Origin of the sequence: Dactylosporangium sp. CA-092794, from assembly GCF_050948465.1 — a bacterium.
GTDB lineage: Bacteria > Actinomycetota > Actinomycetes > Mycobacteriales > Micromonosporaceae > Dactylosporangium.
Window position 1 is genome coordinate 7,168,071 of the sequence record NZ_CP192044.1, and the last position, 23,947, is coordinate 7,192,017.

At 73.2% G+C, this 23,947-nt stretch carries 21 protein-coding genes and 2 tRNA genes; 11 read left to right on the forward strand and 12 right to left on the reverse strand.

Annotation, left to right across the window (positions count from 1 at the left end; all coding sequences use genetic code 11):
- Positions 1-80 precede the first annotated feature (80 nt).
- On the reverse strand, positions 81-3,686 hold the full coding sequence (locus ACQPXD_RS30595; RefSeq protein ID WP_432824783.1) for a S8 family serine peptidase: 3,606 nt from the start codon (positions 3,684-3,686) through the stop codon (positions 81-83).
- A gap of 245 nt (positions 3,687-3,931) precedes the next feature.
- Between ACQPXD_RS30595 and ACQPXD_RS30600 the strand changes: the two genes are divergently transcribed.
- Together ACQPXD_RS30600 and ACQPXD_RS30605 are read left to right on the forward strand one after the other, a co-directional pair.
- The gene (locus tag ACQPXD_RS30600) at positions 3,932-4,924 is read left to right on the forward strand and encodes a serine hydrolase (RefSeq protein ID WP_432844016.1); all 993 of its coding nucleotides are present in this window, start codon (positions 3,932-3,934) and stop codon (positions 4,922-4,924) included.
- A gap of 18 nt (positions 4,925-4,942) precedes the next feature.
- A complete protein-coding gene (locus tag ACQPXD_RS30605) occupies positions 4,943-5,344 on the forward strand; it encodes a RidA family protein (protein ID WP_432824784.1) in 402 nt (133 codons plus the stop codon).
- A 45-nt stretch (positions 5,345-5,389) separates the two neighbouring features.
- Here the strand turns inward: ACQPXD_RS30605 and ACQPXD_RS30610 are convergent, their stop codons facing one another.
- From ACQPXD_RS30610 to ACQPXD_RS30630, 5 genes are all read right to left on the reverse strand, one after another.
- Positions 5,390-5,785 carry an MmcQ/YjbR family DNA-binding protein gene (locus ACQPXD_RS30610; protein WP_432824785.1) on the reverse strand — a complete coding sequence of 132 codons (396 nt, stop codon included), beginning with the start codon at positions 5,783-5,785 and terminating at the stop codon, positions 5,390-5,392.
- A gap of 39 nt (positions 5,786-5,824) precedes the next feature.
- Positions 5,825-7,114 carry a ferredoxin reductase family protein gene (locus ACQPXD_RS30615; protein ID WP_432824786.1) on the reverse strand — a complete coding sequence of 430 codons (1,290 nt, stop codon included), beginning with the start codon at positions 7,112-7,114 and terminating at the stop codon, positions 5,825-5,827.
- Between the two features lie 81 nt (positions 7,115-7,195).
- On the reverse strand, positions 7,196-8,635 hold the full coding sequence (locus ACQPXD_RS30620) for a DUF1996 domain-containing protein (protein WP_432824787.1): 1,440 nt from the start codon (positions 8,633-8,635) through the stop codon (positions 7,196-7,198).
- A gap of 568 nt (positions 8,636-9,203) precedes the next feature.
- Positions 9,204-9,279, reverse strand: a tRNA-His gene (locus ACQPXD_RS30625).
- 27 nt (positions 9,280-9,306) lie between these two features.
- Positions 9,307-9,380, reverse strand: a tRNA-Pro gene (locus ACQPXD_RS30630).
- Positions 9,381-9,470: 90 nt separating this feature from the next.
- On the opposite strand from ACQPXD_RS30630, the gene ACQPXD_RS30635 reads away from it, so the two are divergent.
- The gene (locus tag ACQPXD_RS30635; RefSeq protein WP_432824788.1) at positions 9,471-9,980 is read left to right on the forward strand and encodes a GNAT family N-acetyltransferase; all 510 of its coding nucleotides are present in this window, start codon (positions 9,471-9,473) and stop codon (positions 9,978-9,980) included.
- Here ACQPXD_RS30635 and ACQPXD_RS30640 read toward each other — a convergent pair.
- Positions 9,977-10,177, reverse strand: a complete 201-nt coding sequence (locus tag ACQPXD_RS30640; RefSeq protein WP_432824789.1) for a hypothetical protein — start codon at positions 10,175-10,177, stop codon at positions 9,977-9,979. The genes ACQPXD_RS30635 and ACQPXD_RS30640 overlap by 4 nt on opposite strands.
- Positions 10,178-10,211: 34 nt before the next feature.
- On the opposite strand from ACQPXD_RS30640, the gene ACQPXD_RS30645 reads away from it, so the two are divergent.
- Positions 10,212-10,643: a hypothetical protein gene (locus ACQPXD_RS30645; RefSeq protein ID WP_432824790.1), complete on the forward strand. Its 432-nt coding sequence runs from the start codon at positions 10,212-10,214 to the stop codon at positions 10,641-10,643.
- Between the two features lie 49 nt (positions 10,644-10,692).
- Here the strand turns inward: ACQPXD_RS30645 and katG are convergent, their stop codons facing one another.
- From katG to ACQPXD_RS30660, 3 genes are read right to left on the reverse strand one after another with little or no spacing between them, the layout of a single operon-like run.
- A complete protein-coding gene (gene katG, locus ACQPXD_RS30650; RefSeq protein WP_432824791.1) occupies positions 10,693-12,876 on the reverse strand; it encodes a catalase/peroxidase HPI in 2,184 nt (727 codons plus the stop codon).
- Between the two features lie 46 nt (positions 12,877-12,922).
- Positions 12,923-13,360, reverse strand: a complete 438-nt coding sequence (locus tag ACQPXD_RS30655; RefSeq protein WP_432824792.1) for a Fur family transcriptional regulator — start codon at positions 13,358-13,360, stop codon at positions 12,923-12,925.
- A gap of 54 nt (positions 13,361-13,414) precedes the next feature.
- A complete protein-coding gene (locus ACQPXD_RS30660; protein ID WP_432824793.1) occupies positions 13,415-14,185 on the reverse strand; it encodes an SDR family NAD(P)-dependent oxidoreductase in 771 nt (256 codons plus the stop codon).
- 117 nt (positions 14,186-14,302) lie between these two features.
- On the opposite strand from ACQPXD_RS30660, the gene ACQPXD_RS30665 reads away from it, so the two are divergent.
- From ACQPXD_RS30665 to ACQPXD_RS30685, 5 genes are all read left to right on the forward strand, one after another.
- Positions 14,303-14,986, forward strand: coding sequence for a TetR/AcrR family transcriptional regulator (locus ACQPXD_RS30665; protein ID WP_432824794.1), 684 nt, complete (start codon positions 14,303-14,305; stop codon positions 14,984-14,986).
- 5 nt (positions 14,987-14,991) lie between these two features.
- Positions 14,992-15,915 carry an ABC transporter ATP-binding protein gene (locus ACQPXD_RS30670; RefSeq protein ID WP_432824795.1) on the forward strand — a complete coding sequence of 308 codons (924 nt, stop codon included), beginning with the start codon at positions 14,992-14,994 and terminating at the stop codon, positions 15,913-15,915.
- Positions 15,912-17,501: an ABC transporter permease gene (locus tag ACQPXD_RS30675; RefSeq protein ID WP_432824796.1), complete on the forward strand. Its 1,590-nt coding sequence runs from the start codon at positions 15,912-15,914 to the stop codon at positions 17,499-17,501. Before ACQPXD_RS30670 ends, ACQPXD_RS30675 begins: the two co-directional genes overlap by 4 nt.
- A gap of 72 nt (positions 17,502-17,573) precedes the next feature.
- Complete coding sequence (locus ACQPXD_RS30680) at positions 17,574-19,103, forward strand: DUF4419 domain-containing protein (RefSeq protein ID WP_432824797.1); 1,530 nt, start codon at positions 17,574-17,576, stop codon at positions 19,101-19,103.
- A 212-nt stretch (positions 19,104-19,315) separates the two neighbouring features.
- Positions 19,316-19,528: a hypothetical protein gene (locus ACQPXD_RS30685; RefSeq protein ID WP_432824798.1), complete on the forward strand. Its 213-nt coding sequence runs from the start codon at positions 19,316-19,318 to the stop codon at positions 19,526-19,528.
- A gap of 92 nt (positions 19,529-19,620) precedes the next feature.
- Here ACQPXD_RS30685 and ACQPXD_RS30690 read toward each other — a convergent pair whose 3' ends face one another.
- A complete protein-coding gene (locus ACQPXD_RS30690) occupies positions 19,621-20,292 on the reverse strand; it encodes an NADPH-dependent F420 reductase (protein ID WP_432824799.1) in 672 nt (223 codons plus the stop codon).
- Between the two features lie 320 nt (positions 20,293-20,612).
- Positions 20,613-21,362, reverse strand: a complete 750-nt coding sequence (locus ACQPXD_RS30695) for an aminoglycoside adenylyltransferase domain-containing protein (protein WP_432824800.1) — start codon at positions 21,360-21,362, stop codon at positions 20,613-20,615.
- A 422-nt stretch (positions 21,363-21,784) separates the two neighbouring features.
- On the opposite strand from ACQPXD_RS30695, the gene ACQPXD_RS30700 reads away from it, so the two are divergent.
- A complete protein-coding gene (locus ACQPXD_RS30700; protein WP_432824801.1) occupies positions 21,785-22,423 on the forward strand; it encodes a TetR family transcriptional regulator in 639 nt (212 codons plus the stop codon).
- Positions 22,424-22,444: 21 nt separating this feature from the next.
- Positions 22,445-23,746 (forward strand): MFS transporter, encoded by a 1,302-nt coding sequence (locus tag ACQPXD_RS30705; protein WP_432824802.1) that lies wholly within the window; start codon positions 22,445-22,447, stop codon positions 23,744-23,746.
- Positions 23,747-23,947 lie beyond the last annotated feature (201 nt).

Consider the following 23,947-nt stretch of genomic DNA (forward strand, 5'->3'; position numbering starts at 1 on the left):
GCGATAGGGGGCGCCGGCCCCACCCGACGTCTAGCGCGTCATCACAGGTCCGTGTGCCCGGATGACCGGATAGCGCGCCATCACCGCCCGTAGGCCCGGATGACGGTCTGCGTCACCGCGTTGCCCGCCCGGTCGGTGGCGTGCACGCGGAGCGAGACGCTGCCCGTGCCGCCGGGGATGATGGCGACGGAGCAGCCCCTGGTGCCGGCGCCGAAGGTGAACGCCGGGGTCCAGGTCGCGCCCTCGTCGGAGGACACGGCCGCGGTGAGCGCGGTCGAGCCGGGCACGCACAGCGAGATGAGGTGCGGCCGCCCGCCCGCCTTGCCGGACAGGTCCACCGGCACGCCGTAGTCGACCCGCAGCAGCGGCAGCGCCGCCGGGGTGCTGGTGTGGCCGGAGCGGAAGTCCCACACGGTTTCCGTGCGGGTACCCCATTCCCACTCGGGTCCGCCACGCTGCGTGGTCATCGTGAGGCGGTACGCCGCCGGGCCCGGCGGCACGGTGACGTCCTGCCAGCCGTCGCGCGGCGTGGCGAGCGGCGCGCCGTCGCGGGTCAGCGTGACGGTGGCCCGGTCGGCCTCGCCGACGCTGTAGTGGCCGTCGGCGTCGACGTACTCCGGGATGCGCAGCGCGAGCACGTCGCCGGTGCGGCTCGTGCCGTCCAGCGGGGCGGGCCGCACGACCGGGCCGTACCACGTCTCGGTGGCGTGGCCCGGCCGGTAGCTGACCGGCGGCCCGCCGACCCCGGACTCCAGCGGCCCCCAGTCGCTCCACGGCAGGTCGGCCGCGACCAGGTGCTGCCAGACGGCGTCACCGGCGGAGACCCACTCCTCCCGCTGCGACGGTGCCGCGACGGTGCGCGAGGTGTCGTTCCAGGCGTACTCCTGCCACGGCTGCCAGCCGAAGCGCTGCTCGGCGGTCCAGCCGAAGCCCCCGTTGTCCGCGTAGCGGCTGGCGATGCGCATCGAGTTGGCCTCCGTCACCCGGTAGGTGATCTTCGCCGGGACCTGCCCGCGCGAGACCTGGAACACGTCGTACAGATAAGGACTCGACGGCGTCAGCGTGAGCTGCAGCGTCGCCCGTCCGGTGGCGGCCCGGGCCAGCAGCCGCTGCCCGAGGTCGCTCGGCGCGACGAGCGCGACCGCCGGCTCCCGCTCGCCCTGCGGCGTCCAGTTCGTCCACGTCGACTGGTCCGGCGGGCGGATCACGATGACGACCGCCGCGCCCTTGGCCGCCGCCGCGGCGATCTGGTCCTCCTCGCTGACGTCCGGTGACGGCGGTACGACCACCGCCTTGCCCCGCACGTCGCCGCCGGTCACCAGCGGGAAGCGGCGCGGGCCCGGGAACGTCGGCGAGCGTCCGAGCAGGCGCAGCGGCAACTGCCCGGCAAGGCCGTCGGCGGACGCCCGCACCAGCGGCGCGACGAGCTGCCAGCGGGAGGAGAACTCGAACACGCCCTTGGCCACCTTCGCCGTCGGGGTCACGTTGACCTGCCCGACGTTGCTGAAGTGCATGACGCCGTGGTCGATCTCCCGGCCGCTGCCGGTGACCCGGTGCACGTAGTAGCTCAGCACCGTGCGCTGCTCCGACGGCTGCGGCGTCTCGATCCGCACCGGGGTGCCCTTGCGCGCGTCGAGCAGCACCGTCAGGTCGGCGCGGACCGCCAGCTCCGGGATCACCAGCAGCGTCGCCTGGTCGTCGGCCGGGCCGCCGTCCTCGAGCACGGCGTGCAGCAGGTAGGTGCCCTCCTCGACCTCGTACACCGCGCCGCCGGTGGGCAGCCAGGACAGCGTGTCGAAGCGCCGGTCGTCGCCGAACAGGGTGAACACCGGGACCGCGACCGGGTTGCCGGCCCGGTCGACCGCCCGCACGGTGACCCGGTGGTACGGCCGGTCCAGGGTGACCCCGACCGCGGTCGTGGTGCTCACGCCGCTCCCGGTCGCCGTCACCCAGCCGCTGAACCGGCCGGGCGTGAGCCTCGCCAGGTCCAGCCGCAGCGGTACCGTGGCCGTGCCGTGCGCCGGGACCGTGACGGTACCCGCCGGGAAGGAGAACGCGGCGTCGCTCATCGCCAGCGACAGGGTCGCCGCCGCGGCGCCCGCGTTGGTGAACGTCAGGTCGCGGCTGAGCACGCCGCGCTCGCTCGAGTCGTGGACGCCGAAGCTGACCGCGCCGGTCGCCGACACCGGCTGCGTGACCGCGCGGGCCACGTCGACCCGGCCGGCGCCCTGCTCGTACACCGTGCCCGAACCGCGATGGGCGGTGCTGACCAGGCCGTCCTTCAGCTGCGCCCCGGTCCAGTCCGGATGCTCCTGGGCCAGGATCGCCGCCGCGCCGGCGACGTGCGGGGTCGCCATCGAGGTGCCCGACGCCGCCGTGTACCTGTCGTCGACCGGGTCGCCCATCGTCGTGCCGGCCGCGCGCGCGGCGACGATGCCCACGCCCGGCGCGGTGATCTCCGGCTTGACCCCCTCGTCGCCGAGGCGCGGGCCGCGGCTGGAGAAGTCGGCGAGGGCGTCGGCGCGGTCGACGGCGCCGACGGTCAGCGCGGAGTTCGCCGCGCCCGGCGTGCCGACGGTGTGGTCGCCGCCCTCGTTGCCGGCGGCGATGACGAACAGCGCGCCGGTCTGCGCGCTGATGCGGTCCACGGCCGCGCTCATCGGGTCGGTACCGTCGGTCGGGTCGCCGCCGAGGCTCAGGTTGACCACGCGCGCGCCCTGCGCGGCGGCCCACTCCATCCCGGCGATGATCCAGGAGTCGTACCCCGAGCCGTCGTCCCCAAGCACCTTGCCGACCAGCAGGTCCGCGCCCGGTGCCACGCCCTTGCGGCTGCCGCCCGACGCCGCGCCGCTGCCGGCGACGATCGACGCCACGTGCGTGCCGTGCCCGAAGCGGTCCGCGGTGTCCGGGCTGCCGCTGAAGTTCTGCAGCTGGCTGACTCGGCCGGCCAGGTCCGGGTGGCCGCTGTCGACGCCGGTGTCCAGCACGGCGACCTTTACGCCCTTGCCGTCCAGCCCCGCCTGCCAGGCGGCCGGCGCGCCGATCTGCGCGGTGCTGCGGTCCAGCACCGGGTGTACCTTCGCGTCGAGCCAGATCCGGTCGATCCCGCCCGCCATGGCCCGCTGGGCACCGGCGGCCGGCTGCTGTCGCTGCTGCTTCCAGAACTGCGTCAGCGACGCCTTCTCGGGCCGGATCGCGGCCCCGCCGATGCTCGGCAGCGCCCGCGCGTCGCCGCTCAGCAGCCGCGCGCCGGGCGCCGGCTGGGCCCCGCCCGCGTACTGCACGATCAGCGGCAGGCTCGACGCGGCGCCGTCGGCGTAGCCGTCCCGGACCAGCTTCTCGACGTCGAACAGGCTCGCGTCGAGCCGGTGGGTTTCGAGGTACGGCACGACGTCGCTCGGCAGCACCCGCAGCCCGCCGTCGACCTCCAGGGTGTGGAACGTGACGCCCTCCCGCCCGGCGCCGGGCCGGACGCTGGCCGCGACCTTGCCGTTGCCGGCGGGCGCCAGCGACACGACGTCACCGGTGATGAGCGTGACGGTCGCCGCCGGCACCGCGGCGCCGCCCGCGCCGGAGCTCGACGGCTCGGGCGCGGCGGACGCCGGCGCGGACACGGCGGACGCCGCACCGGCCAGGGCGATCGCGCAGGCCGCGATGGCGGCGGCGCGACGCAGGGACAAACGCATGGTGGGCGGCTCCTCGGGGGACGTCGGGCGCTCCTCGGGTCACGAAGAAGCGACAGCCGGAAGTCTGGAGCCCGAACGTTTCGCGCAATACGGGGCACACCTGCCGCAGAGCGGACATGGCGCAAAGTGGACAGCCGGCCCCTTTGTCACCGACGTGCCGAACCGGCCATTTCGTTGCGTCGATGTCCCGTCGTATTTGTCACGTTGAATCCGCCTTTGACGGCTCGTACCGTGGCCGGGTGAGCATGGAATTGACCCGCCGGGCCGCACTCGCGGCCGGCGCCGGAGCGGCCGCGGCCCTGGTCGCGGGCGGCACGGCCGAGGCGGCTCCATCGGGGCTGCCGCCGGCGGAGTGCATCCGCCGGACGTACACACAGCAGAAGGCCCGCGCCGGGGGCGTCTGGTATTCGCACGTCACCCGCGTCGACGACACCGGCGCGCTGCACAGCGTGATCGAGGACGACGCGGATCACGTGGTGCACGGGTACAGCGTGCAGAAGCTCGCCGTCGCCACCGCCGTCATGGACAAGATCGACCGCGGTCAGCTGCAGCTCGGCCAGCGGCTGGACCTGCAGGCCGACATCATCCTCGGCGGCAGCGGCATCTACTTCCTGCACACCGTCTGGGGCGACGAGATCACCATCGCCAACTTCCTCACCGCGATGCTGCTCGTGTCGGACAACACGGCGGTGCGCATGTGCGGCCGGGTCGTGCCGGCGCTGGAGATCAACGAGATCCTCGCGGCCAAGGGCTTCGTGAGCACCCGGGTCGAGCCGGTGGCCAACCCCAACCGGTTCCTGCTGGGCACGACCACCCCGCACGAGATCACCGACCTGCTGACCCGCCTGGCGAACAAGACCCTGCTGACCCCGGCCTCGTGCGACTTCCTGCTGGGCATCCTGCGCTGGATCAACGGCTACCACGACGGCATCCGGCGCACCATGTCCTCGGACGAGCGCAGCCGCGTCGCCACGAAGTACGGCGCCGACTTCAACACCCTGGGCGCGGCCCGCCACGAGGCCGGCATCATGTTCGGCGCCGACGGCGCGCCGGCGCTGGTCTACGGCTTCTTCGCCGAGGGCCTGCCCGACCTCGACAACTACGGCGCCACCCATCCCGCCGTGCAGGCCCACGCGGTCCTCGGCCGCACCCTGTTCGACACGATCGCGACCACGACCGTGCCCGGCGCCCGGGCCAGGACGACCGTGCCCCGATTCCGCCCGGTGGACGGCGGCTGACCTCGCCATAATGGGCCGGTGATCGAGAAGTTCAACCCACCCACCGTCCACCAGCCCGCCGGCTACAGCCACGTCACGATCTCCACCGCCGGCCGCCTCGCCCACCTGGCCGGCCAGTGCCCGCTCGACCTGTCCGGCGCGGTGATCGGCGAGCCCGGCGACTACGCCGCCCAGACCGACCAGGTGATCGTCAACTGCCTGGCGGTCCTGGAGGCGGCCGGCGCCACCCCCGCCGCCGTGGTCCGCTCGGTCGTCTACGTGGTGAGCCCGGACAGCACCGTCCTGGCCGAGGTGTGGCGCCGGCTGAACGCGTCACCGCTGGCCCCGGCCTTCACCACGGCCAGCACCCTGCTCGGCGTGGCGTCGCTGGGCTACCGCGGCCAGCTCGTCGAGATCGACCTCACCGCGGCCCTGGACTAGCGTCGGACCCCGACGCGGCCCGGTGACGGCGCCGCGCCACGGCGCTCAGCGGTCCGCGAGGTACTCGTCGGCGAGCTGCCGCGGGGCGCGCGAGAGCCAGCCGTCCTCCAGAACCTCCCGCAGATCCGGAAGGTGTACCTCCTGGAGCTGGACGAGCACCGCGGAGTACCCGTCGAAATGCGGAATCGTGAAGAAGCCCGCCCGGCCGACGGCGAGCACCGCCTCCTTCTCGCCCAGGTCGGCCACGCGGATCGCGACGATCGGGCCGCCCGGCGGCGGCTCACTGCCGAAGCGCTTCAGGTCGGCCTTGCTGAACGGCCGCTCCCACGCGAACGCCTTGCCGCCCACCGACCAGCCGCGGGCACCGGTGCGGGCGTCGACGGCCTCGGTCGTGCCGGGCAGCCGGGCGGCCAGCTCGGACACCTGGTCCAGGGTCACCATGCCCGCACGCTACCCCGAATCCGCGCCCGCCGCGGGCGGTCACCAGGCGAAGCGTTCGCGGTGCAGGCGGGCCTGGGGCACGCCGAGGCGGTGGGCGGCGCGCAGGACGGTGTCGGTCCAGGCGTCCGGGCCGCAGACGTAGACGTCGTGGTCGGCGATGTCCGGGGCGAGGGAGCGCAGCGCCTCGGCGTCGTCGTACTCCGCGTAGGCCACCGGCAGCCAGGAGCCCTCCGCGGCGCGCGGGCCGACGAGCGGCACGAGCCGGACGCCGCGCTCGCGGGACAGCCACTCCAGCTCCGCGCGGAACGCCACCTCCTGCGGGTGCCTCGTGCGGTACACCAGGGTCGCCTTGCCCTGGCCGTAGGGCAGGTCCCACAGCAGCGCGAGCAGCGGCGTCACCCCGACGCCGCAGGCCAGCATCGTCACCGGGCCGCCGGAGTAGGTGTCGGCGGTCATCCGGCCGTACGGGCCCTCGATCAGCGCCCGGGTGCCGGCCCGCAGCGCGGCCACCCGGGCGGTGCCGTCCCCGACGGTCTTGACCGTGATCCGCAGCCGGTCGGCGCGGGGCGGGCCGGACAGCGAGAACGGGTTGCCGTGCATCGCGTCGGGGCCGTCCAGGAAGCGCCAGACGAAGTACTGCCCGGCACGGGCGGGCAGGCGGTCCAGGCGCCGGCCGGTGAGGTACACCGAAACCAGGCCGGGCGCCTCGGTCACCACCCGGTCGACGGTGAGCCGGTGCCGCAGCGTCCGCCAGACGGGCAGGCCGACCCGGAAGACCAGCGTGGCGCCCAGCGCGACCGCGTACGCCGTCCACCAGAACGCCCGCGCCGCCGGGCCGCCCAGGTCGGTGCCCAGCAGCAGTTCGTGGGGCAGCGCCAGGATGATGCCGGCGTACGCGTACAGATGCAGCAAATGCCACGACTCGTAGCGCAGCCGGCGGCGGGCCGCGCGCAGCGACGTCGCCACCACCACGACCAGCGCCACCAGCCCGAGCACGGCCGGCACCATGCTGGGGTTCACGGCCACCAGCATCCACAGCCGCCGCAGCGGGGCGGCGCCGGCCAGCGCCAGCGTCACGTGGGCCAGCAGCAGCACGAACGACGCGAACCCGGTGCGGCGGTGCCAGCGGGCCAGCCGGTCCCGCCCGTAGGCCCGCTCCACCCACGGGATGCGCGCCATCAGCACGACCTGGGCCAGCAGCAGGTCGGCCGACCACAACGCGGCCAGCCGGCCCGCCGCGGCGAGCCCGGGTGCGGCGGTGTCCCGGCCGGCCACCCACAGCGCCGTGACGACGACCAGGCTGAGCGCGGCGACCAGTTTCGCCGTCATCGATGAACCCTTTCCGAACGAGGGACGGCCCCCGCCGTCGTGGCGGGAGCCGTCGTGCCGTGCAGGATCGAGGTGCTTGGATCAGCCGCCGGTGAAGCTCGGTGTGGTACCGCACTTCGCCTTCGCGTCGAGGCAGATCTTCACCAGCGGGCCGAGGCGCTCGGGCTGCCAGGCGTTCATGAAGTCGCCGTGCATCGAGGAGGCCATGCCGGAGGACAGCGCCAGGCCGTCGCCGCCGAGGGACTCGTAGTTGACCATGAAGGACAGGTTGGGCACCGCGACCGGGTACTGCCCGGTGCACTTGCCGTTCTGCGCCCCGCCCATGTGCGACTTGTGGTCCGGCGAGTCGATGTGCTTGCCGTCCCAGCAGTCCTGGAAGGTCAGCTGGAAGATCAGGTTGCCGCCGGCGGCGCACACCGGCCAGTTGCCGTCGGCGCTGCGGCCCACCTCGGCGCTGCCGGCGCACCAGAACTGGCCGCTGGCCCCCTTCGGCGTGGCCACCTGCCGCTTCGCGTCGCCCTGGACCATGACCAGGCCGGGCGGGAAGGGCACGGTCGCCGACGGGTCCGGCAGGCGCGACCCGTAGTACACCCGGAAGCTCTTGATCTTCACCGGCTGGCCGTTCCTGGTCAGCTGGGGCACCCAGTAGGCGCTCTTGTCGCCGGCCGCGTTGCAGTTGTTGGCGCGGCCGGACAGGTCGGCCGTCTTCGTGGTGGCGTCGACCGCCGGGCCGAAGAAGGTGTGCATGTGCGAGGCTCCCGGCAGGCCGGGCAGCACGATCGGGTCGTCCTTGGCCTCGCCCGACACCTGGCAGTCGGTGTGGAACTCCGCGACCCGGGTCGTGCCGGCCGGGACGGGCAGCGGCTGGATCGCGTTGAACGCGGCCAGCTCCTGCTGCCATTTGGCCTGGTCGACGTCGACCCAGCCGGCCGCCGGGGCGGGCGCGGAGGACGACGTGCCCCCGGTCGGCGGGGCGGCGGTGGTCGGCGGCGCGACGGTCGCGGTCGCCGGGCCGTGCGAGGGGGCGGCGCCGCCGCCGAGCTCGAACCAGTTGACGTTGACGAAGTCGGAGCGCTGGGCGCTCTTCATCACCGCGACGAGGGTCTGCGGCCCGGCCGGCACGGTGGCCGGCTTGGCGGTGACGGTCGTCCACTTCTGCCAGCCGCCGGTGTACGCCACCGGGAACGTCGCCAGCAGCGCCCCGCCGGGCGAGCCGAGGTGGAGCTCGACCGACCCACCGGCCCGGTTGTTCGCGGCGATCCGGGCACTGAGGTCGCCGCCGCCGATGGTCACGTTGTCGTACTGCATCCAGTCGCCGTCGGCGAGCCAGCCCACGTTCTTGCCGCCGCCGGTGTCGCCGGTGTTCTCGGTGCGCGCGCCGGACTGCGCGGAAAAGGACTCCGCCTCCAGCTTCGCCGCGGGATTGATTTCACCGGCGGACGCGGCGGCGATGTAAATGCCGCTCGCGCCGAGCGCCACGACCACGGCGGCGCCCAGCAGCACACGGGTCTTCCTGCGCATTTCGATCCTTTACCTCTGCCGTATCGGCACGTCACGGGTCGTTGCGCCAGCAAGTATGCGGACGCCCGGATCCTTTTTTCAAGAGCTAAAGGAAGACTTACAGAGGCCCCATTCAACGGCCCCAGCCAGGCCGATGAATCGCTTTCAATTACAGTTTTTCCGAACCACTTTCCTTAATTTCTCCTTAAACTTCCACCGCCCCTTCGCCCGCACGGCACACGCGGTCAGCGCCCAATCGTGCCGGTCGATACCAGGCGACCGCCACCACGGTCTGGACCTCGCCGAACCGGGCGCCCGGCAGCGCGGGACGTCCCGGATCTATCGCCCTCCGGGCGAAATATCCGATAGGCCCGGCCACGGCGGTGAAATGTCTCCGCGATGATGCTGCCCGCAGCAGCCGCACCCCGGGTTCGCCATGATCCCGGAGACTTTCGGTACACGGGGGTACATCACCACTCCGTGATCACGAAAAACCGTTGGTGTCGATGCCGGGTCGCGCATGATCACGGAGACTTCCTGTCGCTGCGCTGTGCGCCGCAGCGTGCAGCGCCCGCCGGGATACCGCCTTTGGGGCGACAGACGGGACTCGAACCCGTGTGATCCGGTGCCACAGACCGGCGCGACTGCCTCTGCGCTACTGTCACCATCGCCCGCGTCACAATCGCAGGAAGTCGGGCCAGCAGGATTTGAACCTGCGGCTTCGGCGTCCCAAACGCCGCGCTCTGCCAAGCTGAGCTATGACCCGTCGCCAATCGCGGTGACCCGCGAAAAGAACGATACGGACCCGCGAATCCGTCCGGCAAACCATTTCCGCCCGCAACGGTAGAGTCGTAGCGTGCCCGAGCTGGTCCCGCCGACCGTGCGCCTGCACCGGGCGTGGCTCGACGCCCGGGCCGAGTGGGGACCCGGGCAGCACGAGGACGGGTTCGGGCTGAGCGCGTCCGATGAGGTCGACTCGCCGGAGGGGTTCGCGGACTGGGTGGGGCGGCTGGCCGCCCAAGCGGATCCGGCGCGGACCATTGCCGTGGGCCGGCATCGGTGCACGTACCGGTGGATCGTCGAGCGCGACCGCGTGCTCGGCGCGATCGCGCTGCGCGACGGTGACGACGACTACGTGCGGTGGGCGGGCCACATCGGCTACGGCATCCGCCCGTCGGCCCGCGGCCGCGGCCTGGCCGCCTGGGCGCTGCGCCGGATGCTCGACGAGGCCCGCGCGCTCGGCCTGGACCGCGTCCTGGCCGTCTGCGTGGCCGGCAACCTCGCCTCGGCCCGGACGATCGAGCGGTGCGGCGGCGTCCCCGAGACCGGCACCGGGCCGGCCCGCCGCTACTGGATCGCGCTCTAGGTGGTGGCGATGCGGAAGGCCGGGTGGTCGGCCGGATCGGGGAAGGCGCGGAACCCGGACGTGACCGTGGGCATCCGGCGGTGGCGGTCGAGGTAGGCGGCCAGCACCGGCGGGCGGGCCGGTAGCGGGAGCTCCTCGGCGGTGAACTCCTCCACGTGCTCGCGCCGGGTCAGCCGGCCGTGGCCGGCCGGTACCACGCGCGCGGTAGGCGGGCCGTGAGAAGGTACCCCGGTGGACGTACCGCATGAGGTGCCGGCGTGGTTCTGGGACGTCATCGAGGCGCACAAACCCGGCACCGCGAGCCTCGCCGGCTGGCTGCGCCGGGCGGCCGAGGACGAGATCGTCGCCTACCAGCTGGCGTACGAGCTGGCCGCGGAGGAGGTCGCCGACTACTGGGACGGGCCGGTCGTCGACGGGGTGCAGTACTCGGAGGACGACACCGAGGACCTGTGCAAGTGGGTGGTCGCCCAGGGGCGCGCGGCGTGGGCGGCGGCCCGGTCGGGGCCGGAAGGCATGGCGGACGCGGTGCGCCGCTACACCGCCCGGGACGCGGCGGAGGCGTGGACGCCGGACGGGGCCGCCCACGCGATCTTCCACGAGCGGTTCCACGCGTCGCTGCACGAGCGGATGACGGCGGCCTGGGACGCCGAGGACGGCGCGTGAACGGCGTCGCCCCGGCCGCGGAGGGCGGCCGGGGCGACGGTGGAACAGCTCAGGCGACGTCGAAGCGGTCCAGGTCCATGACCTTGGCCCACGCGGCGGCGAAGTCGCGCACGAACTTCTCCTGCGCGTCGTCGCTGGCGTAGACCTCGGCCAGGGCGCGCAGCACCGAGTTCGAGCCGAAGATCAGGTCCGCGCGGGTGGCGGTCCACTTCAGCTCGCCGGTGACGGTGTCGCGGCCCTCGAACACCTCGGCCTCGTCGGTGGTCGGCGTCCAGGTCGTACCGCCGAAATCGACGAGGTTGACGAAGAAGTCGTTGGTCAGCACGCCCGGCCGGTCGGTGAACACGCCGTGCTTGGACTGGCCGGTGTTGGCGCCCAGCACGCGCAGGCCGCCGACGAGGACGGTCGTCTCCGGGGCGCTCAGCGTCAGCAGCGAGGCCTTGTCGATCAGCAGCTGCTCGGTCGGGCGGACCTGGCCCTTGCCCAGGTAGTTGCGGAACCCGTCGGCCGTGGGCTCCAGCACCTCGAACGACTCGGCGTCCGTCTGCGCGGCGGTCGCGTCGGCGCGGCCCGGGGTGAAGGCGACCTCCACCGGCTGGCCGGCGGCCGCGGCGGCCTGCTCGACGGCCGCGGCGCCGCCCAGCACGATGACGTCGGCCAGCGAGACCCGCTTGCCGCCGGTCTGCGCGGCGTTGAACTGCTGCTGCACGCCCTCCAGGGTGCGCAGCGCGCGGCGCAGCTGGTCGGGGTCGTTGACCTCCCAGCCGATCTGCGGGGCGAGGCGGATGCGGGCGCCGTTGGCGCCGCCGCGCTTGTCGGTGCCGCGGAACGTCGAGGCCGACGCCCAGGCGGTCGCGACCAGCTCGGAGACGCTCAGGCCGGAGCCGAGGATCGAGGCCTTGAGCGCGGCCACGTCGGCGGCGTCGACCAGCTCGTGGTCGACCGCGGGGACCGGGTCCTGCCAGATCAGCGGCTCGGCCGGGACCTCGGCGCCGAGGTACCGCGTGATCGGGCCCATGTCGCGGTGGGTGAGCTTGAACCACGCCCTGGCGAACGCGTCGGCGAACGCCTGCGGGTTCTCGTAGAAGCGCCGCGAGATCTGCTCGTAGATCGGGTCGACGCGCAGGGCGAGGTCGGTGGTGAGCATCATCGGCGCGTGCCGCTTGGCCGGGTCGTGCGCGTCGGGCACCAGGGTGGCCGCGGCCGGGTCGGTCGGCTTCCACTGGGTGGCGCCGGCCGGGCTCTTGGTCTGCTCCCACTCGAAGCTGAACAGCGTCTCGAAGAAGCTGTTGTCCCACTGGGTCGGGGTCGGCGTCCAGGCGCCCTCGAGGCCGCTGGTGATCGCGTCGCCGCCCTTGCCGGTGCCGTGGGCGTTCTTCCAGCCCAGGCCCTGCTCCTCGATCGGGGCGCCCTCCGGCTCCGGGCCGACCTTCGCGGCCGGGCCGTTGCCGTGCGCCTTGCCGAAGGTGTGGCCGCCGGCGATGAGCGCGACGGTCTCCTCGTCGTTCATCGCCATCCGGCCGAAGGTGTCGCGGATGTCGCGGGCGGCGGCGAGCGCGTCGGGGTTGCCGTTGGGGCCCTCGGGGTTGACGTAGATGAGGCCCATCTGGACCGCGGCGAGCGGGTTGTCGAGCTTGCGGTCGCCGGTGTAGCGCTTGTCGCCGAGCCAGGTGTCCTCGGCGCCCCAGTTGACCGGCTCCGGCTCCCAGACGTCCGCGCGGCCGCCGCCGAAGCCGAAGGTGGTGAAGCCCATCGACTCGAGCGCGACGTTGCCGGCCAGGATCATGAGGTCGGCCCAGGAAAGCTTCTGGCCGTACTTCTTCTTCACCGGCCACAGCACCCGGCGCGCCTTGTCGAGGTTGCCGTTGTCCGGCCAGCTGTTGAGCGGGGCGAAGCGCTGCTGGCCGGCGCCGCCGCCGCCGCGGCCGTCGCTGGTGCGGTAGGTGCCGGCGCTGTGCCAGGCCATGCGGATGAACAGCGGGCCGTAGTGGCCGTAGTCGGCCGGCCAGAAGTCCTGCGACGTGGTCATGACCTCGGTGATGTCGGCCTTGACGGCCGCCAGGTCCAGGGTCTTGAACTCCGCGGCGTAGTCGAAACCCGTGCCGTTGGGGTCGGCCTTCGCCGAATTCGGGTGCAGGACGCTCACGTCCAGCTCGTTCGGCCACCAGTCCCGGTTCGACCGGGCGCGCGCCGGGCCGCTCAGGTTGTCAGTTGACACGTTCTCTCCTTGCACTCACAAGCGGTTGCCGGTCGCCGGCGGTTCTGCGGGACCGGGCGGATCAGGTCGTCGTGGTGGTCGCGGTGTGGCACCGCGGGCACAGGCCCAGGTAGACGATCTCGGCTTCGTCGATGGTGTAGCCGTGGTCGCCGGACGGGGTCAGGCAGGGCGGGTCGCCGGTGGCGCAGTCGACGTCGGTGATGTCGCCGCACGACCGGCACACGGCGTGGTGATGGTTGTCACCGACGCGCGCCTCGTAGCGGGTCGCGGAGCCGGGCGGCTCGATCCGCCGCAGCAGGCCCGCGGTGGTCAAGGCGTGGAGGATGTCGTACACCGCCTGCGTGGACACCTCACCGAGGCGCTCGCGCACGGCGGCGATGATCGCGTCCGCGCCGGCGTGCGGGCGCTCGTGCACCGCCGCGAGCACCGCCAGCCGCGGGCGGGTGACCCGCAGAGCGGCCCCGCGCAGCAGAGGCTCGGCGTCGAACGTTGCGCGCACGGTGAGAGTCTGGACCATTAATCTGGAATCAGTCAAGAAAGACGCGCGGCGTGTCTACCGCGCGGTCCAGCCCCCATCGACCAGCAGCGTTTCGCCGGTGACCAGGCTCGCGGCCGGCGACACCAGGAACAATACGGCCCCGGCGACCTCCATCGGCTCACCGATGCGGTGCAGCGCCGCGATCCGCTCGACCACGTCGGCGCGGTGTGCCGGGTCCGCCAGGTACTCCCGCGTGCCCGGCGTGTGCACGAACGTCGGCGCGACGGCGTTGACGGTGACGCCGTGCTGCCCCCACTCCACGGCCAGGCAGCGGGTGAGGTGCGCGATGGCGGCCTTCGTCATGCAGTAGACGGACTCGCCGGGCAGCGCGACCGCGCCGGCCTGGGAGCCGATGTTGACGATCCGGCCGTACCCCTGCCGCAGCATCACACGGCCGGCCGCCTGGCTGGCGAAGAACGTGCCCTTGAGGTTCACCGCGAGGGTACGGTCGAAATCCTCCTCGACCACGGCCTCGGCCGGGTTGGCCGGCGCGATGCCGGCGTTGTTGACCAGGATGTCCAGCCGGCCGAACCGCTCGACCACCGCGTCGACCGCGGCGCTCACCTGGCCGGTGCTGGTGACGTCCATCTGCAGCGGCAGCGCCCGCCGGCCCAGCGCCTCGATCTGTGCGGTCAGCCCGCCGTCGGCGGCGGCGTCGCGCAGCCCGAGGGCCACGTCGGCGCCGGCGTTGGCCAGGGTCAGCGCGATGGCGTGGCCCAGGCCACGGGCGGCGCCGGTCACCAGGGCCACCTGCCCGGTCACATCGAAGCGGGGGAAACCGTCCACGCCGGGAGCCTAGCGGTGACGGAGGCGACATCGGGCTTCCCGGTGGGCTATACGCGCGTATAGTGGACTGTCGGGTTGAGTAGCAGCTAGTACACGTGTGTAGAGGCGGTGGTTTTCATGGCGCGACCGGTTGGGGAGCCGGCGTTCGAGGATCTGACGGCCCGGGCGCGGATCCGCGACGCCGCCATCCGTCTCTTCGCCGAGCGGGGCATGGACGGCACCACGGTCCGGGACATCGCCCGGGCGGCCGGGGTCTCGCCCGGGCTCCTGCGGCACCACTTCGGGTCCAAGGAGGCGTTGCGGGAGGAGTGCGACCGCTACGTGGTGGACCAGAGCATGAAGATCAAGGAGCAGCTCATCCTCGAGGACCAGGTGACCAGCCCGAGCTTCCTGCCCTCACAGCACCCGACCATCCTGGTCTTCTACAAGTACTTCACCCGGGCCCTGCTCGACGGCTCCAGCCGGGCCGCGGGGCTGTTCGACGACATGGTGGTGATCGCCGAGCGGTGGATCGCCAAGAACTCCCCGGAGATCACCGAGGACCCCCGGGCGTTCGCGGCCGTGCTGATCGGCATGCAGTCCGGGCTCCTTGCCATGCACGACCACGTGTCCCGGGCGCTCGGCGCCGACATCTTCAGCCCCGAGGGACACGTGCGCATGATCGGCGCGCTGACCGAGTTCTACTCCCACCCGCTGCTCGACACCGAGTTCGTCACCAAGGCCCGCCAGGCGCTCCAGGCGCTGCGGGCCGCCAACCCGCCGACCGCCCCGGGGACGGACCCCGGGGCCGAAGGAGCATGAGGATCATGACCGAGGCGATCCGCACAGACGCACTGGTCAAGACATTCGGGCGCACCCGTGCGCTCGACGGGCTCGACCTGGCCGTGCAGACCGGGGAGGTGCACGGATTCCTCGGGCCCAACGGCGCCGGGAAGTCCACCACCATCCGGGTCCTGCTCGGCCTGCTCCGCGCCGACGCCGGCACCGCCCGGCTGCTCGGCGGCGACCCGTGGCGCGACGCCGCGCAGCTGCACCGCCGCCTGGCCTACGTGCCCGGCGACGTCACGCTGTGGCCCAACCTGTCCGGCGGGGAGGTCATCGACCTGCTCGGCCGGCTCCGCGGCGGCCTCGACCTCCGGCGCCGCGCCGACCTGCTCGAGCGCTTCGACCTCGATCCGCGCAAGAAGGCCCGGACGTATTCGAAGGGCAACCGGCAGAAGGTCGCCCTCGTCGCCGCCCTGGCCTCCGACGTCGAGCTGATCGTCCTCGACGAGCCCACGTCCGGCCTGGACCCGCTCATGGAGGAGGTCTTCCGGCAGGTGGTCCGCGAGGAGCAGCAGCGCTCCGGGCGCACCGTCCTGCTCTCCAGCCACATCCTCAGCGAGGTCGAGGCGCTCTGCGACCGGGTCACCATCATCCGCGACGGGCGGGCGGTCGAGACCGGCACGCTCGCCAGCATGCGGCACCTGACCCGCACCTCGATCCAGGCCGAGCTGGCCGGCCCGGCGACCGGGCTGCAGGCGCTGGCCGGCGTGCACGACCTGCGCACCCAGAACGGCACGGTGCGATTCGACGTGGACAATGCCGCCCTGGATGGGGTACTGCGCGAGCTCACCACGGTCGGCATCCGCAGCCTGACCAGCCAGCCACCGACCCTGGAGGAGCTGTTCCTGCGCCACTACGACCGCGCGCAGGAGGGCACCGAGGCCCGCACGGGGGTGGCCCGGTGAACTCGCTGACGGGGACCCGCGCCCTCGCGCGGCTGGCGCTGCGGCTCGACCGCGTGCGGCTGACGGTCTGGGTGCTCGGGCTCGCCGTGATGCCGATGGGCACCGCGGCCAACTACTTCAAGCTGTATCCGACCGAGGCCGACCTGCTGGCGGTGAGCGGCGTGCTCACCAACCCGTCGCTGGTCGCGCTGAGCGGCCCGCTCTACGGCGTGTCGATCGGCGCGCTGACCGTGTGGAAGATCGGCGTGACCGAGTTCATCCTGGTCGGGCTGATGAGCATGCTCACCGTCGTGCGGCACACCCGCACCGAGGAGGAGACCGGCCGGCTGGAGCTGCTGCGGGCCACGGTGATCGGCCGGCACGCGCCGCTCACCGCCGCCCTGCTCGTCGCCGCGCTGGCGAACGCGGCGATCGCCGTGCTGGCCGCGCTCGGGCTGATGGCGACCGGCCTGCCGGTGGCCGGCTCGTTCGCGTTCGGCATCGCGACCGGCCTGTTCGGGCTGCTGTTCGCGGGCATCGCGGCGGCCGCCGCCCAGCTCACCCAGAGCGCCCGGGCCGCCAACGGCATCGCGGCCGCGGTGCTGGGCGCCACCTACCTGCTGCGCGCCGTCGGCGACACCGGGCCGACGTGGCTGAGCTGGCTGTCGCCGACCGGCTGGGGGCTGCACGTGCGGGCGTACGCGGCCGAGCGCTGGTGGGTCGCGGCCCTGTTCGCGGGCTTCACGGCCGTCTTCGCCGCGGTCGCCTACGCGCTCGCCGACCGCCGCGACGTCGGCGCCGGCCTGGTCCCGGAGCGCCCCGGCCCGGCCACGGCCGCGCCCGCCCTGCGCAGCCCGTTCGGGCTGGCCTGGCGGCTGCACCGCGGCCTGCTGCTGGGCTGGACCGTCGCCCTGGCACTGTCCGGCGCGGTGATGGGCGGCGCCGCGGTCGGCATCGGCAACCTCGACTCGCCCAACCAGCAGCTCACCGACATCCTGACCCGGATGGGCGGGCGCAGCGGCCTGACCGACGCCTTCCTGGGCGCGATCTACGGCTTCATCGGCATGGTCGCCGCCGCCTACACCATCCAGGCGACGCTGCGGCTGCGCCAGGAGGAGAGCAGCGGCCGGGTCGAGCCGCTGCTGGCCACCCGGGTCGGCCGGCTGCGGTGGGCCTGGAGCCACCTGACGTTCGCGCTGCTGGGCACGGCGCTGCTGCTGGCCGTGGCGGGCCTCGCCGGCGGCCTGGTGTACGGCGCCCAGGTCCACGACGTCGGGGGCGAGGTGGGGCGGCTGCTCGGCGCCGCCATGGTGCAGCTGCCGGCCGCCTGGGTGCTGGCCGGCCTGGGCACCGCCCTGATCGGCCTGGCGCCGCGGTTCAGCGCCGTCGTCTGGGCCGGGCTCATCCTGTCCGTGCTGCTGGTCGAGCTCGGCGCGCTGTTCGGGCTCAACCAGTGGGTCATCGACGTCACGCCGTTCGCCCACGTGCCGAAGCTGCCCGGCTCGGCCTTCACCGTCACGCCGGTGCTGTGGCTCACCCTCGTCGCCGCCGCCCTGGCCGCGGCCGGCCTGGCCGGCCTGCGCCGCCGCGACATTCCGGTCGCCTGAGTCGTCCGGCCGTTGTCCCGCCGCTCAGCGGCGGGACAACGCGGTGTGCGGGGAGCGGGTACGGTTCCGGCCGTGGTCACCTTCCCGGTCGATGACGTCACCCCCGCCGTCGCCCCGCTGCCGGAGCGGCCGCTCGGGGAGCTGTTTCCCGGCGCCCTGGCGGTCGGCGGCGACCCGGCGCTGCCGGTGCTCGACCCGGACGGGGTGCACCCGCTGCTCAGCGCCGTCGCGCGGGCCTTCGCCGAACATCGGCCGCTGGTGCTGTCACCGGACGCGGTGTGGCTGACCATCGCGCAGGGCGTCGCCCAGCACGTCCGGCTGCACGCCGAGCGGCTGCGCGGCCGGCTGGTCCGCCACACCGGCAAGCGGCGGCTCGCCGTGTCGGTCGACGGCGCGATGCCGCACGACGCCGCCTCGTGGGCGCGCCTGGCCGGGGAGTTCGCCAAACTGCTGGCCGCCGAGATCGACGATGCCGAGCTGTTCGGGTGCGACTTCTCCACGAGCACGGACGTCGAGCGGACGGCCGGGCGGGTGGTGCTGCTCGACGTCTACTCGCCGTATTTCTCGCTGTGGCTGATGTGCGTCTGCGGCATCCCCTCCGTCACGCTGACCGGCACGGTCGAGGACTGGCGGCGTATCCGCGCCCGGGTCGACGCGATCGCCGGCTTCGGCCTGGAGACGTGGTGCCGATCGCTCGCGCCGATCGCCGACGAGTTCGTCCGGGCCGCGGCCGGCGACCCCGACCCGCAGTTCTGGCGGCGGATCTACAACCCGGCAGACGCCTACGGCGGCGATGTCATCACCGGCTGGGTGGCCCGCTTCTATCCGTATCTCCAGGGCATCGCCCTCGACCGGCCGAACGCGTTGCTGGAGCTGCCGATCGGCGAGCCGCGTGACGTGACCGCGAAGCCGGGCGGCTCCTACAAGGGCCCGGGCATCCGCAGCACCTCGGTCCCCGCCGTGCTGTCGCGCGTGGTCGTCAACGTCAACGATCGGCCCGGCGGCGACAACCGGGCGGTAGCCCTGCACGGCGGCCTGGTCGGCGTCGCCCAGGACCCCGGCGGGGCGCTGCGGCCGATCGCGGGGTGGTATCTCGCGCCGGCCGCCGTCGAGATCGACGACGTGGCCGACCGGATCGTGCGTGACCACGCCACCACGCCGGCGCAGGACCTGCCGGACGAGGGGCCCGCCGACGTGATCGCGCTCTACCACCGCTTCGGCTCCGCGACCCTGTTCGGCGGCCGCTGGCGACTGGTGCCGGCACGCGAGCGCCGCCCCGTCGACAGCGGCGTCGCACGCCTGCGGATCGACACGCTCATCGAACTGGCCGACGGCCGGACCATCGCCTCGGCGATCGACGACGCCACGACGACCGAGCACTGGGTGCTGTGCCGCGTGGCGCAGGCCGCCGAGCCGGGATTCGTGCGCGTGTACCGCCTGCTCGACGACCCGGCCGACGTCCCGGTGCTCGGCACGTCCCTCGCCACGCTGCTCGCCGCCGCCCTGGACACCGACGGCGACGTCGCCCACCTCGAAACCGGCCGCCTCCAAGACCTGGGCCCGTCGACCCGACGATCGCCAACACCGACGCCTCCCGCCTGACCTCAGGCGAGGGGTCGCGCGAGTCCCAGCGCGGCGCGATCAGGTCCCACGCGGCGGGCGCTGCTCGCGGCGGAGGACAGCACAGCGACAGAAAGTCTCCGCGATCATGCCGAACCCGGCACCGACACCAACCGTTTTTCATGATCACGGAGCGGCGATGTACACCCGTGTACCACAAGTCTCCGGGATCATGGCGAACCCGCGGTGCGGCCGTGGCAGGAACCATGATCACGGAGAGATACATCCGCGCCGGCCGCAGCGAACGGATGTTCGCCCGACCCGCCGTGCACCACCGGCGGCCATCGACGCGCCTGATGCCTGACATCAACCACGATCAGGCGCCGGCCATCGCTCATGCACCGCGCCGGCGGCGGCGCGGCGCAGTGCAGTTGCGCTGGAACCCGGAGGCCGACGACTACGGGTGACCGCGGAGCCGGCCGGCGGCCAGCAGCGGTGACGGCGGCCCTCCCCGAGGGGAGGGCCGCAGCCTCCGCGAAAACGCAGCCTCCGCAGGAAGTCAGCGCTTGGCCTCGGCCACCGCGGCGCGGAGCCGGTCGGCGCTGGCCGGGGTGCCGACCGGGTCGTCGAAGGTGCCGTAGGGCGGGCCGTAGGCGGGCTGGCCCGGCTCGACCCGCCAGCTCTCGGCGAGCGGCCCCACGTCCACCGCGTCGTAGCCGATCGCGTCGAGGAACGCCGTCGCGGCCGCCTTGGCCTCGGCGTCGTCGCCGGCGATGGTCAGCGCGGTGCGGTCGGCCGCGCCGGCCGGGCGTGGCAGGGAGCCGAGGTGCTTGAAGAAGATGTTGTTGAACACCTTCACCAGCCTGGCCGTGCCCAGGTGCCGCTGCTCCAGCTCCGCGCTGGTCAGCCGGCCCTCGTCCAGCTCGGCGAAGTGCCCGTCGCGCTGCGCGTAGTAGTTGTTCGTGTCCAGGACCACCTTGCCGGCGAGCTGCTCGACCGGCAGCTGATTGAAGGCGTGGAAGGGCACGCTCACCACCACGATCTCGTCGGCCGCGGCGGCGGCCCCGGCCGAGGTCTCGGCGCGGGCGTGCGCCCCCAGCTCGGCGACGACCTCGGCCAACGTCTCCGGCCCGCGGGAGTTGCTCAGCACCACGTCGTAGCCGGCGCTCACCGCGAGCCGCGCCACCGTGCCGCCGATCGACCCGCTGCCGATGAAACCAACTGTTGTCATGTCAACAGCCAACTCTCGGAGGCCCGGCCGCATTTCCCCCCGAACGTGCTATCTCGATCACGACGCGCGAAAGTCACTGCCCGGTAGGTAGTCCGGGTGACGCGGCCCGGTGCGGGACCGCGTTCGCGCACAGCCGGTCTCGGCGGCGTGGCCCTCGCCCGCGGTGCCGACGTCGCCTACGACTCCGCGGTCGCGCGGGTGAGCGCCCTGTGGACCCGGCTGTGGGTCCGCCTGTGGACAACTCGGCGGAGCGATTGCGCAGGCAGGGGTGGTTGTGCCCGGCGTTGTCCACAGGGTGGGGCCGAAGTTATCCACAGGATTCAGGTGGCGCCGAGCAGCAGCCTGTGGATACGGGCGAGGAACTCCCCGGCCGCCTCGGCGTCGACGCGGCGGCCGGCCGACCGGCTCTCGGCGTGGCTGTCCAGGGCCGCGCCGATCAGGGCGGCCTCGGCCGGCAGGCGCTCGATCGCCCAGGCGGCGGCCGCCCGCTTCGGGTACCACGTGCGCTCGCCGTGCCAGCGTAACGCCCGGCAGGCGTTGAGCACCGCGTTGTCGCCATGCTCGCCGAGGTGCTCCAGCTGCACGGCGACCGACTCGGCGACGACCGGCTGCAGCACGCGGGAGCGGACCCGGGTGACCAGCTCCGGGAACGGCGGCCCGATCAGGGCGCGGCGCTGCTGGCGGACCATGTCGCGATCAATGGGGTACCAGAACGTGAGCCCGTCGCCGGGGTCGGTCTCGGCCTTGAAGGGCAGTTCGGCGCCGGTGTTGAGGTTGAGCACGAACCCGGCCTCGGTGGACAGGCGCGCCAGCGTCGCGCGGTCGTAGAGCACGAGCTCGAGTCCGGTGGCGGGGCACGGCAGCGCCTCGTGCGAGAGCAAGGCGATCACGGCGGCGATGTCCTCGGCCGCCGGCCGGTCGGCGACGGCGACGAGGTCGACATCGCTGCGGCCGGGAACGTACGCGTCGAACGCGAGCGACCCGGCCAGGTAGACGCCGACGAGCCGCCCGCCGAGGATGCCCTGCAGCCGGTCGACGACCGCGCCGAGGTAGGCGTCGAGATTGCTCACCGCTCAGTTGTAGTCCGGTCGAGCCACTCCTGTAGTCCGGTCGAGCCACTCCGCCGCCGGCGGGCCGCCGTCGCGGTCCCGGGGCGGTCGGTGGATCACCGGGAGCGGTGTGCCGGGCCGGGTTCTCCCGGCCCGGGCCACCGTCCGGGCAGGACTACTTCTTCTTGCCCTTCTTGTCCTTCTTCGACTTCTTGGACTTCTTCGCCATGGCACATCACCTCCCAGGCTTGCGCGGCTGACAAGACACTACGACCAAACTCCCGGTAAACAAAGGGTTTCGCGCAGATCGCACCGAACCCACCGACCGTCTTCGATCATCCACTATGGACTGTCGAGGATCTCTCCGGTGAACGGCGAACGCTTGTGGTGCCAGCTTGATGCGGGTTCTGCATTCGGTACAGTCATGGTGAAATGAGGTGAGCATGGCTGCATTGAACAGTGGTCGCGAATATCACGCGCCCCGGCGTGTCGCGCAGGCCACAGCCACCCGGGAGGCGATCGTGGACGCCGCCGGGCGCCTCTTCGCGCGGCACGGGTATGCGGCGACCGCCATGGCGGCCGTCGCGGAGGAGGCCGGGGTCGCGGCGAAGTCGGTGTACGGCGTGGCCGACAAGGCCGGCCTGCTGCTGCTCGCGGTGGAGCGGGACGCCGCGGCGGGCGGCACGGAGGACGCCCTGGAGGCGCTGCTGCGACGCTATCCGCTGCTGCGGGCGTTCGAGGAGGCCGCCGCCGCCGAGCCGGTGCTGCGCGAGCCGTGGCGGCGGCACGAGCGGCACCGGCGGGCCGAGGTCAAGCGGCTGGTGCGGGCGGCGGCCGAGGCGGGACGGCTACGGCCCGGGCTGACCGTCGGGCGGGCCACCGACACGCTGTGGGCGCTGGTCACCTGGCACGCCGTGGCGCTGCTCGTCGAGCAGCGCGGCTGGAGCCGGGCCAAGCTCACCGCCTGGCTGGAGCAGCAGGTCGACGCCGTGCTGAGCGGCCCCGCGGCGCCTGCGCCGGGCGACGGCGGACCGCGGGTGGCGTCGATCACTCCGAGCGGCCGGAGGGAGACAGGAGGGTAAGGACCGGGCAGGCTTACCCGCATGACCGTCGCCGCCCCGGCCGCCCGCAAGTTCGCGGCGCTGCGCAACCGCGACTGCCGGCCGTATCTGTTCGGAGCGGCGCTCGCGATGATGGCCGACAACATCGAGCACGTGATCACCTACTGGGTGCTGTGGGAGAAGTTCCATTCCGAGGCTCTGGCCGGCTTCCAGGTGATCAGCCACTGGGTGCCGTTCCTGCTGCTGTCGGTGTGGTTCGGCGGCCTCGCCGACCGCTACGACTGCCGCCGGGTCATCCAGGCCGCCCAGCTGCTGTTCATGACGGTCTCGCTGCTGTGGGGCATCCTGTTCGTCACCGACTCCCTGCGGATCTGGGAGGCGTGCGTGCTGCTCGTGCTGCACGGCATGGCCGGCTCGCTGTGGGGCCCGGGCGAGCAGCTGATGCTGCACGATTTCGTCGGCGACGAGGAGCTTCCCTCGGCGGTACGACTCAACGCCACCTTCCGCAGCCTCGGCATCCTGTTCGGCCCGGCGGTCGGGTCGGTGCTGCTGCTCAACCTGGGCCCGACGGCCGGCATCTTCGTCAACATCGCCTTCTACCTGCCGCTGACCCTGTTCCTGTTCCGCACCAGGTTCACCGGCCACACCCGCCACGCCGCCGGCCAGGCCCAGCGTGTCGGCCTCTTCGACTCGGTCAAGGTCCTGCGCCGCGTCGCCGGCGACCACACCCTGGTCAGCATGATCATCCTGGCCGGCCTGGCGTCCTTCTTCGTCGGCACCTCCCTGCAGGCCACCATGCCCGTCTTCGCCGGCGACCTGGGCAGCGACAGCACCGACATCTACGGCGTCCTGCTGTTCGCCACCGGCGCCGGCGGCGTCCTCGGCGGCATCCTGCTGGAGGCGACCGGCCGCATCCGCCCGACCGTGCGCGCCGCGGTCGTCACCACGCTGATCTACGGCGCGAGCAGCCTGCTGTTCGCGCTGACCCGCAACTATCCGCTCGCCGTGATCCTGCTGTTCATCGGCGGCGTGGCCAGCCTCGCCTCGATGTCCATCGGCCAGACCATGACCCAGCTCCTCGCCCCGCCGGCCGAACGCGGCCGGGTCGTCGGCGTCTACAACGTCTCCGCCAACGGCCTGCGCGCCGGCAGCGGCGTCACGGTCGGCGTCCTGGGCCAGGCCATCGGCGTCCACTGGTCGCTGGCCCTGAGCTCCGCCGCGCTGTGCGCCGGCACCGGCCTGGCCGCCCTCTACACCCGCCGCGGCCACCCCGCGCCCGCCCCGACCAAGCCCGAGAACGCCGCCGCCCCGGTCCCGGTCGCGCCGCCGGACGCCTGCTGCTGACCGCGATCCGTCCGGGCCGCGACCATGGCCGCCGCGCCGGTCCGCCGGCCGCTCGCCGAGGCCGCGCACGACATCCTCGGCCCCGCGCGGGTCCGGTGCGAACCCAGTAGCTACCGCGCTGCACCGGCGCGCAACTCGTGTGTCCGCCGGTCGGGCCGATCTGAACTCCGACGGCGCGACAAGGGGCGGGCCGCGGAACCG

What these genes read in the sequence shown, in the direction of transcription:
- ACQPXD_RS30690 (WP_432824799.1), bottom strand. Translation starts at nt 20,292, where the DNA reads ATGACAACAGTTGGTTTCATCGGCAGCGGGTCGATCGGCGGCACGGTG.
- ACQPXD_RS30665 (WP_432824794.1), top strand. Translation starts at nt 14,303, where the DNA reads ATGGCGCGACCGGTTGGGGAGCCGGCGTTCGAGGATCTGACGGCCCGG.
- ACQPXD_RS30615 (WP_432824786.1), bottom strand. Translation starts at nt 7,114, where the DNA reads ATGACGGCGAAACTGGTCGCCGCGCTCAGCCTGGTCGTCGTCACGGCG.
- ACQPXD_RS30610 (WP_432824785.1), bottom strand. Translation starts at nt 5,785, where the DNA reads ATGGTGACCCTGGACCAGGTGTCCGAGCTGGCCGCCCGGCTGCCCGGC.
- ACQPXD_RS30595 (WP_432824783.1), bottom strand. Translation starts at nt 3,686, where the DNA reads ATGCGTTTGTCCCTGCGTCGCGCCGCCGCCATCGCGGCCTGCGCGATC.
- ACQPXD_RS30600 (WP_432844016.1), top strand. Translation starts at nt 3,932, where the DNA reads ATGGAATTGACCCGCCGGGCCGCACTCGCGGCCGGCGCCGGAGCGGCC.
- ACQPXD_RS30705 (WP_432824802.1), top strand. Translation starts at nt 22,445, where the DNA reads ATGACCGTCGCCGCCCCGGCCGCCCGCAAGTTCGCGGCGCTGCGCAAC.
- ACQPXD_RS30620 (WP_432824787.1), bottom strand. Translation starts at nt 8,635, where the DNA reads ATGCGCAGGAAGACCCGTGTGCTGCTGGGCGCCGCCGTGGTCGTGGCG.
- ACQPXD_RS30700 (WP_432824801.1), top strand. Translation starts at nt 21,785, where the DNA reads ATGGCTGCATTGAACAGTGGTCGCGAATATCACGCGCCCCGGCGTGTC.
- ACQPXD_RS30670 (WP_432824795.1), top strand. Translation starts at nt 14,992, where the DNA reads ATGACCGAGGCGATCCGCACAGACGCACTGGTCAAGACATTCGGGCGC.